The organism is Streptomyces solicamelliae (genome assembly GCF_045348655.1).
In the GTDB taxonomy this organism is placed as follows: domain Bacteria; phylum Actinomycetota; class Actinomycetes; order Streptomycetales; family Streptomycetaceae; genus Streptomyces; species Streptomyces solicamelliae.
Genome location: NZ_CP160404.1, coordinates 5,149,637 through 5,164,392 on the forward strand (window position 1 = coordinate 5,149,637; position 14,756 = coordinate 5,164,392).

The window sequence follows — 14,756 nt, forward strand, 5'->3', positions numbered from 1 at the left end:
CGGGCCCATGACGATCAGGGCCGTGGTCTGGGACGTGGACGACACCATCTTCGACTACGCCTCGGCCGACCTGGCCGGCATGCGGGACCATCTGACGGCCGAGGGCCTGGTGGACGGATTCGACTCCGTCGACCAGGCCCTTCGCCGTTGGCAGGAGCTCACCACGCTGCACTGGCGGCGGTTCGAGGCCCGGGGCGGGGATTACGAGGAGCACCGGCGGGAGCGGGTGCGGGACTTCCTGGGGGAGCCGGCGCTGCCCCGGGCCGAGGTGGACGCCTGGCTGCAGCGGTACGTCGTCCACTACGAGGCCGCCTGGACGCTGTTCCCGGACGCGGTCCCCGTGCTCGACCTGCTCGCGGAGGAGTACCGGCACGCGGTGCTGTCCAACGCGAGCAGCCGCGTCCAGGAGCCCAAGCTGCGCGCGCTCGGCGTACGGGACCGCTTCGAGGCCGTCCTGTGCTGCGTGGAGCTCGGCGTCGCCAAGCCCGCCGCGGAGGCCTTCCACGCAGCCTGTGCGGCCCTGGGGCTGCTCCCGGCGGAGGTCGCGTACGTCGGCGACCACCCGGACATCGACGCCCGCGGGGCCCAGGACGCCGGGCTCACCGGCGTCTGGCTGGACCGCACCGGGACCGGCGGCAGGCCCGAGCTGACCCGGATCACCGACCTCCACCAGCTGCCCGGACTGCTCCGCGGGGATACCCGTTTTGGAGCGCCGGACACCTTCAGGTAATGTTCTTCCTGCGCCGAGGGGAGCAAGCCGAAAGGCCAAGACCCCCCGGAGCACAACCCGAACAAGATCCCCTCGCCGGGGATCGCGTTTTGGTGGCCTATGGTGTAATTGGCAGCACGACTGATTCTGGTTCAGTTAGTCTTGGTTCGAGTCCAGGTAGGCCAGCTCGCAGAGCTCATCTGCAACTCGCGGATCTGATCCGCAAAGCCCCCGTTGTGTAGCGGCCTAGCACGCTGCCCTCTCAAGGCAGTAGCGCCGGTTCGAATCCGGTCGGGGGTACAGATCCTTCCCGCGGGATCACCTGGGTCGCACCCGGTGAACCCGATGCAGGATCGCTAGGGCCCCCGTTGTGTAGCGGCCTAGCACGCCGCCCTCTCAAGGCGGTAGCGCCGGTTCGAATCCGGTCGGGGGTACCAACTGGTCTAAGCCACCAGTGGCCTATGGTGTAATTGGCAGCACGACTGATTCTGGTTCAGTTAGTCTTGGTTCGAGTCCAGGTAGGCCAGCGCAGTAAGGTCATGCGACTCCGTCGCGTGGCTCACGGATCTTGCCCCCGTTGTGTAGCGGCCTAGCACGCCGCCCTCTCAAGGCGGTAGCGCCGGTTCGAATCCGGTCGGGGGTACCAAACGAAGAAGCCCTTCCCTTCGGGGGAGGGCTTCTTCGCTGTTCCGTTCCGAGCACCCGTACCCGGGTACAACTCCGGCCCACCGCTGCGGCGTTGGAGCGGTGGGCCGGGACTGCCGTGGAAGAGAACTGAACAGTGTCAGCCGTTGCGGCGCAGCGCCTCGGAGAGGCGGGCGGCCGCGTCGATGACCGCCTGGGCGTGCATACGGCCCGGGTGGCGCGTCAGGCGCTCGATCGGCCCGGAGACCGAGACGGCGGCCACCACGCGGTTCGAGGGGCCCCGTACGGGCGCGGAGACGGACGCCACGCCCGGCTCGCGCTCGCCGATCGACTGGGCCCAGCCGCGGCGCCGTACGCCCGACAGGGCCGTCGCCGTGAAGCGGGCCCCCTGGAGGCCCCGGTGCAGCCGCTCGGGCTCCTCCCAGGCCATCAGGATCTGCGCCGAGGAGCCGGCCTTCATGGTCAGCGTCGAGCCGACCGGGACGGTGTCCCGCAGGCCGGACAGCCGCTCGGCCGCCGCCACGCAGATGCGCATGTCGCCCTGGCGCCGGTAGAGCTGCGCGCTCTCGCCGGTGACGTCGCGCAGATGCGTCAGCACCGGGCCGGCCGTCGCCAGCAGACGGTCCTCGCCGGCCGCGGCGGCGAGCTCCGCCAGCCGCGGTCCGAGGATGAACCGGCCCTGCATGTCGCGAGCCACCATCCGGTGGTGTTCCAGTGCCACGGCCAGTCGGTGTGCCGTGGGTCGTGCGAGTCCCGTCGCCGCGACCAGACCTGCGAGGGTGGCCGGACCGGACTCCAGGGCGCTCAGGACAAGGGCTGCCTTGTCGAGAACGCCCACGCCGCTAGAGTTGTCCATGCAACGATATTCGCGTCTCACTCTGTGAAACGCAAGTTCAATTTTCCGTGGAACTTGCCACTCTGGTGATGCGGCCGCACAACGGCCCGCCACACGGGTCTCTAGCAGTGCCGGCGCAGCTCGCCGGCCGGAGGGAAAGCGATGGGTAGGACACTCGCGGAGAAGGTCTGGGACGACCACGTCGTCCGGCGCGCCGAGGGCGAGCCCGACCTCCTCTTCATCGATCTGCACCTGCTGCACGAGGTGACCAGCCCGCAGGCCTTCGACGGCCTCCGGCAGAACGGACGGCAGGTCCGTCGCCTCGACCTCACCATCGCCACCGAGGACCACAACACCCCGACCCTCGACATCGACAAGCCGATCGCCGACCCCGTCTCCCGAGCCCAGTTGGAGACCCTGCGGAAGAACTGCGCCGAGTTCGGCGTACGGCTGCACCCGCTGGGCGACGTCGAGCAGGGCGTCGTCCACGTGGTGGGACCGCAGCTGGGCCTGACCCAGCCCGGCACCACCGTGGTCTGCGGCGACTCGCACACCTCCACGCACGGCGCGTTCGGCGCGCTGGCCTTCGGCATCGGCACCAGCCAGGTCGAGCACGTGCTGGCCACCCAGACGCTGCCCATGGCCCGCCCGAAGACCATGGCGATCACCGTCGACGGCGAGCTGCCCGAGGACGTCACCGCCAAGGACCTGATCCTGGCGATCATCGCGAAGATCGGCACCGGCGGCGGCCAGGGCTACGTCCTGGAGTACCGCGGCTCCGCCATCGAGAAGCTCTCGATGGAGGCCCGGATGACCATCTGCAACATGTCCATCGAGGCCGGTGCCCGCGCGGGCATGATCGCCCCCGACGAGACCACCTTCGCGTACCTGAAGGGCCGCGCCCACGCCCCCGAGGGCGAGGGCTGGGACGCCGCCGTCGCGTACTGGAAGACCCTGAAGACCGATGAGGACGCCGTCTTCGACGCCGAGGTCGTCATCGACGCCGCCGCGCTGGCGCCGTTCGTCACCTGGGGCACCAACCCCGGCCAGGGCGCGCCGCTTTCGGCGAACGTCCCCGACCCGGCTTCGTACGAAGACGCTTCGGAGCGCCTGGCCGCCGAAAAGGCCCTGGAATACATGGGGTTGACCGCCGGGCAGCCGCTGCGCGACATCAAGGTCGACACCGTCTTCGTAGGCTCCTGCACCAACGGCCGCATCGAGGACCTGCGCAACGCCGCCTCCCTGCTGGAGGGCCGCCAGGTCGCCGACGGCGTCCGCATGCTGGTCGTCCCGGGCTCCGTGCGGGTCGCCCTGCAGGCCGTCGAGGAGGGCCTGGACAAGGTCTTCAAGGAGGCCGGCGCCGAATGGCGGCACGCGGGCTGCTCGATGTGCCTGGGCATGAACCCCGACCAACTGGCTCCCGGTGAGCGCTCCGCGTCCACCTCCAACCGCAACTTCGAGGGCCGGCAGGGCAAGGGCGGCCGTACGCACCTGGTCTCCCCGCAGGTCGCCGCCGCCACCGCCGTACTGGGCCACCTGGCCTCCCCGGCCGATCTGTCCGACGTCGCCACCACCGCGGGGGTCTGAGGAACCATGGAAGCTTTCACCACGCACACCGGCCGGGCCGTCCCGCTGCGCCGCAGCAACGTCGACACCGACCAGATCATCCCGGCCCACTGGCTGAAGAAGGTCACCCGCGACGGCTTCGAGGACGGGCTGTTCGAGGCCTGGCGCAAGGACTCCGAGTTCGTCCTCAACCGTCCCGAGCGGCAGGGTGCGACGGTCCTGGTGGCCGGCCCCGACTTCGGCACCGGCTCCTCCCGTGAGCACGCGGTCTGGGCGCTGCAGAACTACGGCTTCAAGACCGTGATCTCCTCCCGCTTCGCCGACATCTTCCGCGGCAACTCGCTGAAGAACGGCCTCCTGACGGTCGTCCTGCCGCAGCAGACGGTGGACGCGCTGTGGGAGCTGACCGAGGCCGACCCGACCGCCGAGATCACCGTCGACCTGGAGGCCCGCAAGGTCCTCGCGGCCGGGATCGACGCCGACTTCGAGCTCGACGAGAACGCCCGCTGGCGGCTCCTGAACGGGCTGGACGACATCAGCCTCACCCTTCAGAACGAAGGCGACATCGCGGCCTACGAGGCGGCCCGGCCGTCCTTCAAGCCCCGTACAATTACGGCCTGAGCAGCGGTTTTCCCAGACTGCGCCCCCCACCTCCGGGTGGGGGGCGCAGTGGCATGTTGAGCCCCTGTCGGGCGACAACTCGCCCTAGATGGCACAATCGGTGCATGGAAGGTGACAGCCAACTCGAGCTCTACGAGGCAGTCGCCGCCCGATTGAAGGAAGCGCACACGAAAGTGCGCGAACTGCAAGTCCCGGAGGGCGTAAGGATGGCGCTGTCCCGGAAGCTGTTGGTCGTCACGGCCGCGGCGAAGCACGATCTCGCGGACGCGGCAGCGCGTCTCGACCGCTTGATGAAGGACCTCGACGAGGGCCGATTCCCTGAAGGCGACTGACCACCGGAACTCCGCAACATCTGCACAGCGTTGCGGCACTAGGGTGATTAGCCCGTTTCGTGTTTGATTTGCGGTATATATCTGCCTAACGTGCGAAAACGCTTGAACACTTTCGTTCTGGCAATGTCTCCGAAGGGGAAGACGTGAACAAGGCGCAGCTCGTAGAAGCGATCGCTGACAAGGTGGGCGGTCGCCAGCAGGCCGCCGAGGCCGTCGACCACGTGCTCGACGCCATCGTGCGTGCCGTGGTGGCCGGAGACCGGGTCTCGGTCACCGGCTTCGGGTCGTTCGAGAAGGTCGACCGCCCGGCCCGCTACGCCCGCAACCCGCAGACGGGTGAGCGAGTGCGGGTCAAGAAGACCTCCGTGCCCCGCTTCCGGGCCGGTCAGGGCTTCAAGGACCTGGTCAGCGGCTCGAAGAAGCTCCCCAAGGGCGGCGAGGTCTCCGTCAAGAAGGCCCCCAAGGGCAGCCTGACCGGCGGCGCTTCCGCCACCGTGAAGAAGGCCGCCGCCAAGAAGACGACCGCCGCCAAGAAGGCCGCCGCGAAGAAGACGGTCGCCAAGAAGGCGGCGGTCAAGAAGACGGTCGCCACCAAGACGGCGGCGAAGAAGACCACCGCCGCGGCCAAGAAGGCCACGGCCAAGAAGGCCGCCCCGGCGAAGAAGACCACCGCCGCGGCCAAGAAGGCCACGGCCAAGAAGACCGCGCCGGCCAAGAAGGTCGTGGCGAAGAAGGCGCCCGCCAAGAAGACGACGGCGCGCAAGACCGCCGCCAAGAAGACCGCCGCCAGGAAGTAGGCGGGTCGGCGACACCAGGCCACTCACGCGCCGGGCCGGGCTCCCCTCAGGGAGCCCGGCCCGCGGCGCGTTCCGAAGACCGGCAGGTCAGAACGCCGTACGCGTCAGAGCGTCACCAGCGTCACCAGCGTGATCCGCATCCCCGCGCCCTGGCCCTCCGTCTCGATCCGGACCCGCTGCCCCGGACGCAGCAGCCGCAGGCCGCCCGCCTCGAAGGCCGCGGCGCCGAACTCCACCGGGGTGCCGTCGTCCAGCAGCACACTGCCGCTGCGGGTCTCGGAGTCGTACGTGTACGCGGTCGCCTGCATGAACCGCAGCCTAGCGCCCCGGCAGGCGACGTTCGCGCCGTCGCGACGGGGCGGACGTCGCCTGCCGGGGCGCTAGCCGTTCGACGGCGCCCAGCGGGCCGCCGTCCGCGGGCCGACGCCCAGTGCGAGTGCCGCCGCCAGATCCTCGCCGGTGTCCACGTCCCGGCGCACCGAATCCACCCCCGCGAGTCGGATTTCCGCCGCGCCCGACGACAAATGCCGGAGACGTGAAGCACCCCCGAAAGCCGGGCGCAATTCGAACCCGGAATCGGCCGAAAGGAAAGTCGTACCGATATCCGCGGCGTCCGCGAGAAATGCCCGCGGGAATTGTTCCGCCGCTGCCAGGACCCGGTCCAGCTCCACCGGCCGCAGCGCCGGCAGATCCGCGTTGAGGGTCGCGAGGCGAGCCCCCGGCCGCCCCCGCCGCACCTCGCGCGCCCCGTGCGCCAGCGCCGCGTTGAGCCCGGCCGCAGGGGAGTCCGGCACGATCCGCGCCCCCAGCGCCGCAAGGGCCACCGAGGCCACCGGGTCGTCCGTGACGAGCACCACATCCCGCACCCGCCCGCAGGCCAGCGCCGCCGCCACCGTGTCCTGTGCGAACGCCAGCGCCAGACGCGGCCGCAGCCGCTCGCCGGCCGCCGCGGCGAGCCTGCTCTTCGCCAGCGCAAGGGGCTTCAGCGGCACGACCAGGGACCAGCCCCCGTCCGGATCGGTGTTCATCGCGGCCCATTCTGTCGCGACCCCGCCTCGACCCGGAGGGCTGGGCTCCTCACCGGGGCGTACCGTGTTCTCGACAGACCAGGAGCATGGGGCGACACTTGACCCCCTGCATGCCAGTCCCAGAGGAAGGTGTCCGAGTGTCCCGCCGCAGAATCGGCTTCTGGTACCGCCTGGCGGCGGCCATCGCAAAACCGCCGCTGGTGGTTCTGTTCAAGCGGGACTGGCGCGGAACGGAACACATCCCCGACGACGGCGGCTTCATCACCGCGGTGAACCACAACTCGTACCTGGACCCGCTCTCCTACGCGCACTACCAGTACAACACCGGCCGGGTCCCGCGCTTCCTCGCCAAAGCCGCCCTCTTCAAGGGCTCGTTCGTCGGCATGATGCTCCGCAACACCGGTCAGATCCCCGTCTACCGGGAGACCACGAACGCCCTGGACGCCTTCCGCGCCGCCGTCGACGCCATCGAGCGCGGTGAATGCGTCGCCTTCTACCCGGAGGGCACCCTCACCCGCGACCCCGACATGTGGCCCATGGCCGGCAAGACCGGCGCCGCCCGCGTCGCGCTGATGACGAAGGCCCCGGTCATCCCGGTCGCCCAGTGGGGCGCCAACCTCGCGATGCCGCCGTACGCCACGGAGAACAAGCTCAACCTGTTCCCGCGCAAGACGCTCATCGTGCAGGCCGGGCCCCCGGTCGACCTCTCCCGGTTCTACGGCGAGGAGCCCACGCCCGAGGTCCTGCGGGAGGCGACCGAGGTCATCATGGCCGCGATCACCGTGCTCCTGGAGCAGGTCCGCGGCGAGCAGGCGCCCGAGACCCCGTACGACCACCGCCAGGCCCGGCTGGAACAGCGGCGCAAGGCCGCAGGAGAGGGAACCAAGTGACTCGTCCCGTCAAGGCGGCGGTCTTCGGCACGGGCTCGTGGGGCACCGCGTACGGCATGGTCCTCGCCGACGCCGGCTGCGAGGTGGTCCTCTGGGGCCGCCGCGCCGAGCCCGTCGACGCGATCAACACCACCCGGATGAATCCGGATTATCTGCCGGGCATCGAACTCCCGGAGAACCTGCGGGCCACCACCGACCCCGCCGAGGCCGCCCGCGACGCCGACTTCACCGTCCTCGTCGTCCCCTCGCAGACCCTGCGCGCCAACCTCGCCGACTGGGCGCCGAAACTGGCCCCGGACACCGTGCTCGTCTCCCTGATGAAGGGCATCGAACTCGGCACCGCCAAGCGGATGAGCGAGGTCATCATGGAGGTCGCGGACGTCCCCGCCGACCGCGTCGCCGTGCTCACCGGCCCCAACCTGGCCAAGGAGATCGCCGCCCGGCAGCCCGCCGCCTCGGTCGTCGCCTGCGCCGACGAGACGGTCGCCCGGCGGCTCCAGAGCGCCTGCATGACCCCGTACTTCCGGCCGTACACCAACACCGACGTCGTCGGCTGCGAACTCGGCGGCGCGGTCAAGAACGTCATCGGCCTCGCCGTCGGCATCGCCGACGGCATGGGCCTCGGCGACAACTCCAAGGCCACGCTCATCACCCGCGGCCTCGCCGAGACCACCCGGCTCGGCCTCGCCATGGGCGCCGACCCGCTGACCTTCTCCGGTCTCGCCGGCCTCGGCGACCTCGTCGCCACCTGCTCCTCGCCGCTCTCCCGCAACCACACCTTCGGTACCAACCTGGGGCGCGGGATGAGCCTGGAGGAGACCATCGCGGTCACCAAGCAGACCGCGGAGGGCGTCAAGTCCTGCGAGTCCGTGCTCGATCTGGGCCGCCGCCACGGCGTCGACATGCCGATCACGGAGACGGTCGTCTCGATCGTGCACGACGGCAAGCCGCCCGTCGTCGGGCTCAAGGAGCTCATGTCCCGCAGCGCCAAGGCCGAACGGCGCTGACCGGGGGAGGTGCCGTGAGGGTGCGCACGGCCTTCTCGGCCGGGAAACGACCCTCAGGTACTCTCATCGCGATATGAGCGAGAACACCCAGAGCCCCCGCAAGCCGCGCGTGGCCGTCGTCTTCGGCGGCCGCAGCTCGGAGCACGCCATCTCCGTCGTCACCGCCGGCGCCGTCCTGAGCGCCATCGACCGGGACAAGTACGACGTGCTGCCCATCGGCATCACCACGGACGGGCGCTGGGCGCTGACCGCCGACGCCCCCGAGCGGATGGCCATCGCCGACCGCAGGCTGCCGAGCGTCGCCGAGCTCGCCGAGTCCGAGACCGGCGGCGTGGTCCTGCCCGTCGACCCGGCCGACCGCGAGGTCGTGCTGACCGAGCCCGGCACCGTGCCGAAGGCGCTCGGCGAGGTCGACGTCGTCTTCCCGATGCTCCACGGCCCGTACGGCGAGGACGGCACCCTGCAGGGCCTCCTGGAGCTCTCCGGAGTCCCGTACGTCGGCGCGGGCGTGCTCGCCTCCGCCGTCGGCCAGGACAAGGAGTACATGAAGCGGGTCTTCGTCTCCTTCGGTCTGCCGGTCGGCCCGTACGTCGTGGTCCGGCCGCGCGAGTGGGAGCAGAACCCGGCCGCCGCCCGGAAGAAGATCGTCGAGTTCGCCGCCGACCACGGCTGGCCGCTCTTCGTGAAGCCGGCCCGCGGCGGCTCCTCCGTCGGCATCACCAAGGTCGACGACCTCGCCGGCCTCGACGAGGCGATCGAGGAGGCCCGCCGCTACGACCCGAAGGTCATCGTCGAGTCGCTGATCCGCGGCCGCGAGATCGAGTGCGGCGTCCTGGAGTTCGAGGACGGCCCGCGCGCCAGCGTGCCCGCGGAGATCCCGCCGGTCACCGACCACGACTTCTACGACTTCGAGGCCAAGTACATCGACTCGGCCTCCGGACTCGTCCCCGCGCCGATCGGCCACGACGCCACCGCCGAGGTCCAGCGCCTGGCCGTCGCCGCGTACGAGGCCGTGTCCTGCGAGGGCCTGGTCCGCGCCGACTTCTTCCTCACCGAGGACGGCGACTTCGTCATCAACGAGATCAACACGATGCCGGGCTTCACGCCGATCTCCATGTACCCGCGCATGTGGCAGGAGAGCGGCGTCTCCTACCCGGAGCTCGTCGACCGGCTCATCCAGGCGGCGCTCACCCGGTCCACCGGGCTGCGCTAGCGGGGCAGCCCTCAGAGGCTCTTGGGGACCGTTCGTGCCACCGGCCCCGCCAGGCCGGTGAGCGGGCCCGTGTCATGGGTGAAGCGCTCGTCCAGCGTCACCTCGACGTACGCCTTCCGGTACGTCGAGGTGAAGCGGGGCGCGCCGGAGTCCCGGACCTCGAGGAGCCAGCCGACCCCGTTCACGTCGACGCCCGACGCCTGGGGATCGCTCATCTTTTCGGGCCGCGGGACCCCGCAGCGCAGTACGATCGCCCCGTCTCCCCAGGCCGCGGTCAGGTCCGACTCCGGTTCCGCTTCGCTCCGGTCGAAACCCGACAGGGTCTGCGGAAGCGCGTCGTGCAGCGCACGGCAGAAGGCGGCCTCCTCGGCCGGCGGGCTGGGAACCGGGACGGACGCCGTCGCGTCCGTCGGGGAGCAGCCCGCGACGGCCAGCAGCAGCGCCGCTGCGGGCAGCGCGGCGACACGCTGGGCGGCGACGGGCAGACCGAAGGGCCGGTGGGAAGTCATCACCGGCCAAGGGTAGACGGGGGCTACAGATGCACGATCGGACAGGTCAGGGTACGGGTGATCCCCTCCACCTGCTGGACCTTGGCCACCACCATCCGGCCGAGCTCGTCGACCGTGTCCGCCTGCGCGCGGACGATCACGTCGTACGGACCCGTCACGTCCTCGGCCTGGATCACCCCCGGGATCTCGGAGATGGCTTCGGCGACGAGCGACGCCTTGCCCACCTCGGTCTGGATGAGGATGTACGCCTGTACCACGGAACCTCCAGGGCGGCCGCGAGGATCGTTGCGGGGATCGAGATCAGAACCCGATGTAAAGGTTCGCCACGTTACCGCGTCCCCGAGCGCAGCGGGGAGACCCGCGCGGCGGTGGGAGCGCGCGGTGTGGCGTACGCACGACAGAAGTTGACGGTCAACTCGACCGTACCCACGGCAGTGACGGCTCGCGACCCCAAGGGCGGCCCCGAGGCCGGCCCGACGGACACGAGCACGACGACACGAGGTGAGACGCGGTGAAGGGCACAGTCGGCGAGCTGGGGGAGTTCGGGCTCATCAAGGAGCTCACCTCCCGGCTCACCGCCACCCCGGCGGTACGCATCGGACCCGGCGACGACGCGGCCGTCGTCTCCGCGCCCGACCGGCGCGTGGTGGCCAGCACGGACATCCTGCTCGAAGGACGTCACTTCCGCCGCGACTGGTCGACGGCCTACGACGTCGGCCGCAAGGCCGCCGCGCAGAACCTCGCCGACATCGCGGCCATGGGCGCCGTGCCGACGGCGCTGCTGCTCGGGCTCGTCGTCCCGGCCGAACTGCCGGTGACCTGGCCGGTCGAGCTGATGGACGGGCTGCGGGACGAGTGCCAGGTCGCGGGCGCGGCGGTGGTGGGCGGCGACGTCGTGCGCGGCGACACCATCACCGTGTCGATCACCGCGCTGGGCGACCTGCGCAACCACGAGCCCGTCACGCGGGGCGGCGCCCAGCCCGGCGACGTCGTCGCGTACACCGGGTGGCTCGGCTGGTCCGCCGCCGGGTACGCGGTGCTCTCCCGGGGCTTCCGGTCGCCGCGGGCCTTCGTCGAGGCCCACCGGCGGCCCGAGCCCCCGTACCACGCGGGTCCCGCCGCCGCCGGTCTGGGCGCGACCGCCATGTGCGACGTCAGCGACGGGCTCATCGCGGACCTCGGGCACATCGCCGAGGCCAGCAAGGTGCGGATCGACCTGCGGTCCGGGCTCATCGACATCCCCACGCAGATGAACGACATCGGTCAGGCCGTCGGCGTCGACCCGCTGCAGTGGGTGCTCACCGGCGGCGAGGACCACGCCATCGTGGCCACCTTCCCGCCGGACGTGAAGCTGCCGGCGCGGTGGAAGGTGATCGGCGAGGTGCTCAACCCGTCCGCGCTGCCACAGGTGACGGTGGACGGGGCGCCGTGGCACACGAAGGGCGGCTGGGACCACTTCGGGGGGACGGAGTGAGACCCCCCTCGGTGCTGACCGTGGCCGGGTCCGACTCGGGGGGTGGGGCCGGGATCCAGGCCGACCTCAAGACCATGCTGGCGCTGGGCGTCCACGGGATGAGCGTGATCACCGCGGTGACCGCGCAGAACTCGCTGGGCGTCCAGGGGGCCTGGGAACTGCCCGAGGAGGCGGTGCGGGCCCAGTACCGGGCCGTCGTCGACGACATCGGCGTCCAGGCCGTGAAGACGGGCATGCTCGCGTCGGCCGCCTTGGTGGAGACGGTGGCGGAGCTGCTGGCCGCCACCGCCGCGCCCGTGGTCGTCGACCCTGTGGGGGTCTCCAAGCACGGGGACTCGCTGCTCGCCGCGTCCGCGCTGGACTCGGTGCGGGCGCGGTTGTTGCCCGTTGCGACCGTCGCCACGCCGAACCTCGACGAGGTGACGCAGCTCACCGGGCTGGTGGTGGAGGACGAGGACGGGATGCGGGCGGCCGCCGCGGCCGTGCTGGAGTACGGGTCGCGGTGGGCGCTGATCAAGGGCGGGCATCTGCCCGGGGGCGTCGAGGCCGTGGATCTGCTGACCGACGGTGCCGAGGAACACTGGTTCCGGGCGCCTCGGTACGACAACCGGCACACCCACGGGACCGGGTGCACGCTCGCCTCCGCGGTCGCGTCGGGCCTCGCGAAGGGGCTCACGGTGCCGGAGGCGGTGCGGGAGGCCAAGGCGTACGTGACGGGGGCGATCGAGGCCGGGTTCGCTCTGGGGGGCGGGATCGGGCCCGTGGATCACGGGTGGCGGTTCCGGGGATAGGGGGTTCTGTGCGGTGGTTGTGAGCATGGGTTCTGTGCGGCTGCGGCTGGTTCTGTGCGCCCCGTTCTGTGTGCGGGTACGGCGAAAGGCCGGTTCACCTAGGTGAACCGGCCTTCAAGGCAACCGCAGGGGCTGCGCTACGACGAAACGTCGGCGTTAGCGCGAGACCTTGCCGGCCTTGATGCACGAGGTGCAGACGTTGAGCCGCTTCGGCGTCCGACCGACCACGGCACGCACGCGCTGGATGTTCGGGTTCCAGCGACGAGACGTACGGCGGTGCGAGTGCGAAATGTTGTTGCCGAAGCCCGGCCCCTTGCCGCAGACGTCGCAGTTGGCAGCCACGGGTCACTCCAAAGACTTCAGATTTACAGTGAAATCCGGCGCACCGGAATCAGAGATCTGAAGTGGCTTGCCGGGGAATGGCCCGACTACTGCCGGGCAACCGAAGCAGCATACAACGACTGCTCCCGTGGAACGAAACTACCATGTCGTCCCCGGGCCCCGCCCCCGGCCTCCTCGGCGGCCGGGTCTACCCTGCGGTGCAGCCCGCCGCCACCCCACCCCAGGCCGGCCGGCAGAAGGCCACCCAGCAGGAGGATCACCAGGTGCCGCAGACCGCGCAGACACTCGACGCCGCAGCGGTCCGGAGCTGGTGCTCCCTGTCACTGGCGGCGCTGGGGCGCGAGCGCGAGGCGATCGACGCGATCAACGTCTATCCGGTGGCCGACGGGGACACCGGGACGAACCTGTACCTGACGGTGGAGTCCGCCGCGCGGGCACTGGACGCCGCGTTCGCGGAGGGAGGCGTGTCCGACGCGCCGGAGGCCGTGCGCGTCATGGCGCACGGTGCGCTGATCGGGGCGCGGGGGAACTCCGGGACCATCCTGTCGCAGTTGCTGAGGGGTGTGGCGTCGGTGCTGGCGGGAGGGTGCGACGGCGACGACCTCGCCCGCGCGCTCGCCACGGCGGCGGACGCGGCCCGGCAGGCCGTGGCCCACCCCGTCGAGGGCACGATCCTCAGCGTGGCCACGGCCGCCGCGCACGCCGCGGCCGGCGGCGGGGAGCTCGTGGTGGTGGCCAGGAGGGCGTACGAGGGGGCGCGGACGGCCTTGGAGGCGACGCCCGGACAACTGGCCGTGCTCGAGCGGGCCGGGGTCGTGGACGCCGGTGGACGCGGTCTGGTGACGGTGCTCGGAGCGTTGGTCGAGGCGGTGTCGGGGGAGGCCGAGGGTCCGCTTGCGGATCTGTCCCCGGTCGTCGTGGCTCCCGCCGTCGTGGCTCCCGCCGTCGTGGCTCCTGTCACGGGCGACTGCGCGGTGGAGGGTGGGCCGGCCTTCGAGGTGATCTACCTGCTGGAGGCCGGGGACGCGGAGGTCGCGCGGCTGCGGGAGCGGTTGGACGCGCTCGGGGAGTCCCTGGTTGTGGTGGGCGGGGACGGGCTGTGGAACGTCCATGTGCACTGCGACGACGCCGGCGCCGCCGTGGAGGCGGGTGTCGAGGCGGGGCGGCCGTACCGGATCCGGATCACGCACTTCGCGGGCGGGGACGCGGCGCGGCCGGAGCAGGTCCAGCGGGCGGTCGTGGCCGTGCTGCCCGGGGAGGCGCTGGCCGAGCTGTGCCGGGAGGCGGGGGCGACGACGGTGCTGGCGGCGCCGGGGGCGCGGCCGCCGGCGAGCGACGAGCTGGTCGACGCGATCCGGCGGGCGCATGCGCGGGAGGTCGTGCTGCTGCCGAACGACGCCGATCTGCGGCCCACGGCGGCGGCTGCGGCGGAGCGGGCGCGGGCGGAGGGGGTGCGGATCGCGCTCATCCCGACGCGGGCCGCCGTGCAGGGCATCGCGGCGCTGGCCGTCCACGAGGCGGACCGGCGGTTCGACGAGGACGTGGTCGCGATGACGGCGGCGGCCGGTGCGACGCGGTACGCCGAACTCGCCGTGGCGGAGCGGCAGTCGTTCACGTCGGCGGGCGTCTGCCAGGCCGGGGACGTGCTGGGGCTGATCGAGGGGGACGTGGCGGTCATCGGGGACGATCCGACGGAGACCGCCCGCACGGTGCTCGACCGGATGCTGTCGGCGGGTGGGGAGCTCGTGACGCTGATCGTGGGGGAGGGGGCGCCGGAGGGGCTGGCGTCCGACTTGGAGGCTCATGTGCGGCGGGCGTATCTGGCGGTGGACACGGTGGTGTACCACGCGGGGGTCGGTGCGGGGCCGTTGCTGATCGGGGTCGAGTAGGGCGGGTCCGTGTGTTCGATGTCGGGTGCGCCGCCGTACCCCGCTTCGGCGCCGCGTGGGACGTTCCGGGGGTCGCGTTCGGGACTGCATGATTTACGGCGCGTGCGG

Annotated in this window: 17 protein-coding genes and 5 tRNA genes; 16 read left to right on the forward strand and 6 right to left on the reverse strand. The window is 71.3% G+C overall.

What is annotated here, in order from left to right:
- Nucleotides 1-7 precede the first annotated feature (7 nt).
- The 6 genes from ABZO31_RS24035 (at nt 8) to ABZO31_RS24060 (ending at nt 1,355) form a co-directional block, all read left to right on the forward strand.
- Complete coding sequence (locus ABZO31_RS24035) at nt 8-730, forward strand: HAD family hydrolase (RefSeq protein WP_406863351.1); 723 nt, start codon at nt 8-10, stop codon at nt 728-730.
- Nucleotides 731-823: 93 nt separating this feature from the next.
- Nucleotides 824-895: transfer RNA gene (locus tag ABZO31_RS24040), tRNA-Gln, on the forward strand.
- Between the two features lie 41 nt (nt 896-936).
- Nucleotides 937-1,009, forward strand: a tRNA-Glu gene (locus ABZO31_RS24045).
- A 61-nt stretch (nt 1,010-1,070) separates the two neighbouring features.
- Nucleotides 1,071-1,146 (forward strand) — tRNA-Glu (locus tag ABZO31_RS24050).
- An 18-nt stretch (nt 1,147-1,164) separates the two neighbouring features.
- Nucleotides 1,165-1,236, forward strand: a tRNA-Gln gene (locus ABZO31_RS24055).
- Between the two features lie 43 nt (nt 1,237-1,279).
- Nucleotides 1,280-1,355: transfer RNA gene (locus ABZO31_RS24060), tRNA-Glu, on the forward strand.
- A gap of 138 nt (nt 1,356-1,493) precedes the next feature.
- Here the strand turns inward: ABZO31_RS24060 and ndgR are convergent.
- Nucleotides 1,494-2,210, reverse strand: coding sequence for an IclR family transcriptional regulator NdgR (gene ndgR / locus ABZO31_RS24065; protein WP_005311436.1), 717 nt, complete (start codon nt 2,208-2,210; stop codon nt 1,494-1,496).
- Nucleotides 2,211-2,351: 141 nt separating this feature from the next.
- On the opposite strand from ndgR, the gene leuC reads away from it, so the two are divergent.
- From leuC to ABZO31_RS24085, 4 genes are all read left to right on the forward strand, one after another.
- Nucleotides 2,352-3,776, forward strand: coding sequence for a 3-isopropylmalate dehydratase large subunit (leuC, locus tag ABZO31_RS24070; protein ID WP_406863352.1), 1,425 nt, complete (start codon nt 2,352-2,354; stop codon nt 3,774-3,776).
- A 6-nt stretch (nt 3,777-3,782) separates the two neighbouring features.
- The gene (leuD, locus tag ABZO31_RS24075) at nt 3,783-4,376 is read left to right on the forward strand and encodes a 3-isopropylmalate dehydratase small subunit (RefSeq protein WP_406863353.1); all 594 of its coding nucleotides are present in this window, start codon (nt 3,783-3,785) and stop codon (nt 4,374-4,376) included.
- Nucleotides 4,377-4,480: 104 nt separating this feature from the next.
- The gene (locus ABZO31_RS24080; protein WP_406863354.1) at nt 4,481-4,708 is read left to right on the forward strand and encodes a hypothetical protein; all 228 of its coding nucleotides are present in this window, start codon (nt 4,481-4,483) and stop codon (nt 4,706-4,708) included.
- Nucleotides 4,709-4,851: 143 nt separating this feature from the next.
- Nucleotides 4,852-5,505 (forward strand): HU family DNA-binding protein, encoded by a 654-nt coding sequence (locus ABZO31_RS24085; RefSeq protein WP_406863355.1) that lies wholly within the window; start codon nt 4,852-4,854, stop codon nt 5,503-5,505.
- A gap of 104 nt (nt 5,506-5,609) precedes the next feature.
- Here the strand turns inward: ABZO31_RS24085 and ABZO31_RS24090 are convergent, their stop codons facing one another.
- On the reverse strand, nt 5,610-5,813 hold the full coding sequence (locus tag ABZO31_RS24090) for a hypothetical protein (protein WP_406863356.1): 204 nt from the start codon (nt 5,811-5,813) through the stop codon (nt 5,610-5,612).
- Nucleotides 5,814-5,885: 72 nt separating this feature from the next.
- Entirely contained in the window at nt 5,886-6,533 is a 648-nt protein-coding gene (cofC, locus tag ABZO31_RS24095; protein WP_406863357.1) for a 2-phospho-L-lactate guanylyltransferase, read from the reverse strand.
- A gap of 137 nt (nt 6,534-6,670) precedes the next feature.
- Between cofC and ABZO31_RS24100 the strand changes: the two genes are divergently transcribed.
- The 3 genes from ABZO31_RS24100 to ABZO31_RS24110 all read left to right on the forward strand — a co-directional run bounded on the left by ABZO31_RS24100 (nt 6,671) and on the right by ABZO31_RS24110 (nt 9,643).
- The gene (locus tag ABZO31_RS24100) at nt 6,671-7,423 is read left to right on the forward strand and encodes a lysophospholipid acyltransferase family protein (protein ID WP_406863358.1); all 753 of its coding nucleotides are present in this window, start codon (nt 6,671-6,673) and stop codon (nt 7,421-7,423) included.
- The gene (locus ABZO31_RS24105) at nt 7,420-8,430 is read left to right on the forward strand and encodes an NAD(P)H-dependent glycerol-3-phosphate dehydrogenase (protein ID WP_406863359.1); all 1,011 of its coding nucleotides are present in this window, start codon (nt 7,420-7,422) and stop codon (nt 8,428-8,430) included. Before ABZO31_RS24100 ends, ABZO31_RS24105 begins: the two co-directional genes overlap by 4 nt.
- Before the next feature lie 73 nt (nt 8,431-8,503).
- Nucleotides 8,504-9,643, forward strand: coding sequence for a D-alanine--D-alanine ligase family protein (locus ABZO31_RS24110; protein WP_406863360.1), 1,140 nt, complete (start codon nt 8,504-8,506; stop codon nt 9,641-9,643).
- Nucleotides 9,644-9,654: 11 nt separating this feature from the next.
- Here ABZO31_RS24110 and ABZO31_RS24115 read toward each other — a convergent pair whose 3' ends face one another.
- Together ABZO31_RS24115 and ABZO31_RS24120 are read right to left on the reverse strand one after the other, a co-directional pair.
- Nucleotides 9,655-10,152, reverse strand: coding sequence for a DUF3515 domain-containing protein (locus tag ABZO31_RS24115; RefSeq protein ID WP_406865453.1), 498 nt, complete (start codon nt 10,150-10,152; stop codon nt 9,655-9,657).
- A gap of 23 nt (nt 10,153-10,175) precedes the next feature.
- Complete coding sequence (locus ABZO31_RS24120) at nt 10,176-10,409, reverse strand: Lrp/AsnC family transcriptional regulator (RefSeq protein ID WP_406863361.1); 234 nt, start codon at nt 10,407-10,409, stop codon at nt 10,176-10,178.
- Between the two features lie 254 nt (nt 10,410-10,663).
- Here ABZO31_RS24120 and ABZO31_RS24125 point away from each other — a divergent pair, with 254 nt between their 5' ends.
- Entirely contained in the window at nt 10,664-11,626 is a 963-nt protein-coding gene (locus ABZO31_RS24125) for a thiamine-phosphate kinase (protein ID WP_406863362.1), read from the forward strand.
- Nucleotides 11,623-12,417, forward strand: coding sequence for a bifunctional hydroxymethylpyrimidine kinase/phosphomethylpyrimidine kinase (gene thiD, locus ABZO31_RS24130; protein ID WP_406863363.1), 795 nt, complete (start codon nt 11,623-11,625; stop codon nt 12,415-12,417). The genes ABZO31_RS24125 and thiD overlap by 4 nt, the downstream gene beginning before the upstream one ends.
- A 156-nt stretch (nt 12,418-12,573) precedes the next feature.
- Here thiD and rpmB read toward each other — a convergent pair whose 3' ends face one another.
- A complete protein-coding gene (rpmB, locus tag ABZO31_RS24135; protein ID WP_003957616.1) occupies nt 12,574-12,759 on the reverse strand; it encodes a 50S ribosomal protein L28 in 186 nt (61 codons plus the stop codon).
- 263 nt (nt 12,760-13,022) lie between these two features.
- Between rpmB and ABZO31_RS24140 the strand changes: the two genes are divergently transcribed.
- Entirely contained in the window at nt 13,023-14,648 is a 1,626-nt protein-coding gene (locus ABZO31_RS24140) for a DAK2 domain-containing protein (protein WP_406865454.1), read from the forward strand.
- The last annotated feature ends 108 nt before the right edge of the window (nt 14,649-14,756 follow it).

Excerpts from the sequence above, each read along its gene's own strand:
- ABZO31_RS24035 (WP_406863351.1), top strand. The coding sequence starts at position 8 with ATGACGATCAGGGCCGTGGTCTGGGACGTGGACGACACCATCTTCGAC.
- ndgR (WP_005311436.1), bottom strand. The coding sequence starts at position 2,210 with ATGGACAACTCTAGCGGCGTGGGCGTTCTCGACAAGGCAGCCCTTGTC.
- leuC (WP_406863352.1), top strand. The coding sequence starts at position 2,352 with ATGGGTAGGACACTCGCGGAGAAGGTCTGGGACGACCACGTCGTCCGG.
- leuD (WP_406863353.1), top strand. The coding sequence starts at position 3,783 with ATGGAAGCTTTCACCACGCACACCGGCCGGGCCGTCCCGCTGCGCCGC.
- ABZO31_RS24080 (WP_406863354.1), top strand. The coding sequence starts at position 4,481 with ATGGAAGGTGACAGCCAACTCGAGCTCTACGAGGCAGTCGCCGCCCGA.
- ABZO31_RS24090 (WP_406863356.1), bottom strand. The coding sequence starts at position 5,813 with ATGCAGGCGACCGCGTACACGTACGACTCCGAGACCCGCAGCGGCAGT.
- cofC (WP_406863357.1), bottom strand. The coding sequence starts at position 6,533 with ATGAACACCGATCCGGACGGGGGCTGGTCCCTGGTCGTGCCGCTGAAG.
- ABZO31_RS24110 (WP_406863360.1), top strand. The coding sequence starts at position 8,504 with ATGAGCGAGAACACCCAGAGCCCCCGCAAGCCGCGCGTGGCCGTCGTC.
- ABZO31_RS24115 (WP_406865453.1), bottom strand. The coding sequence starts at position 10,152 with ATGACTTCCCACCGGCCCTTCGGTCTGCCCGTCGCCGCCCAGCGTGTC.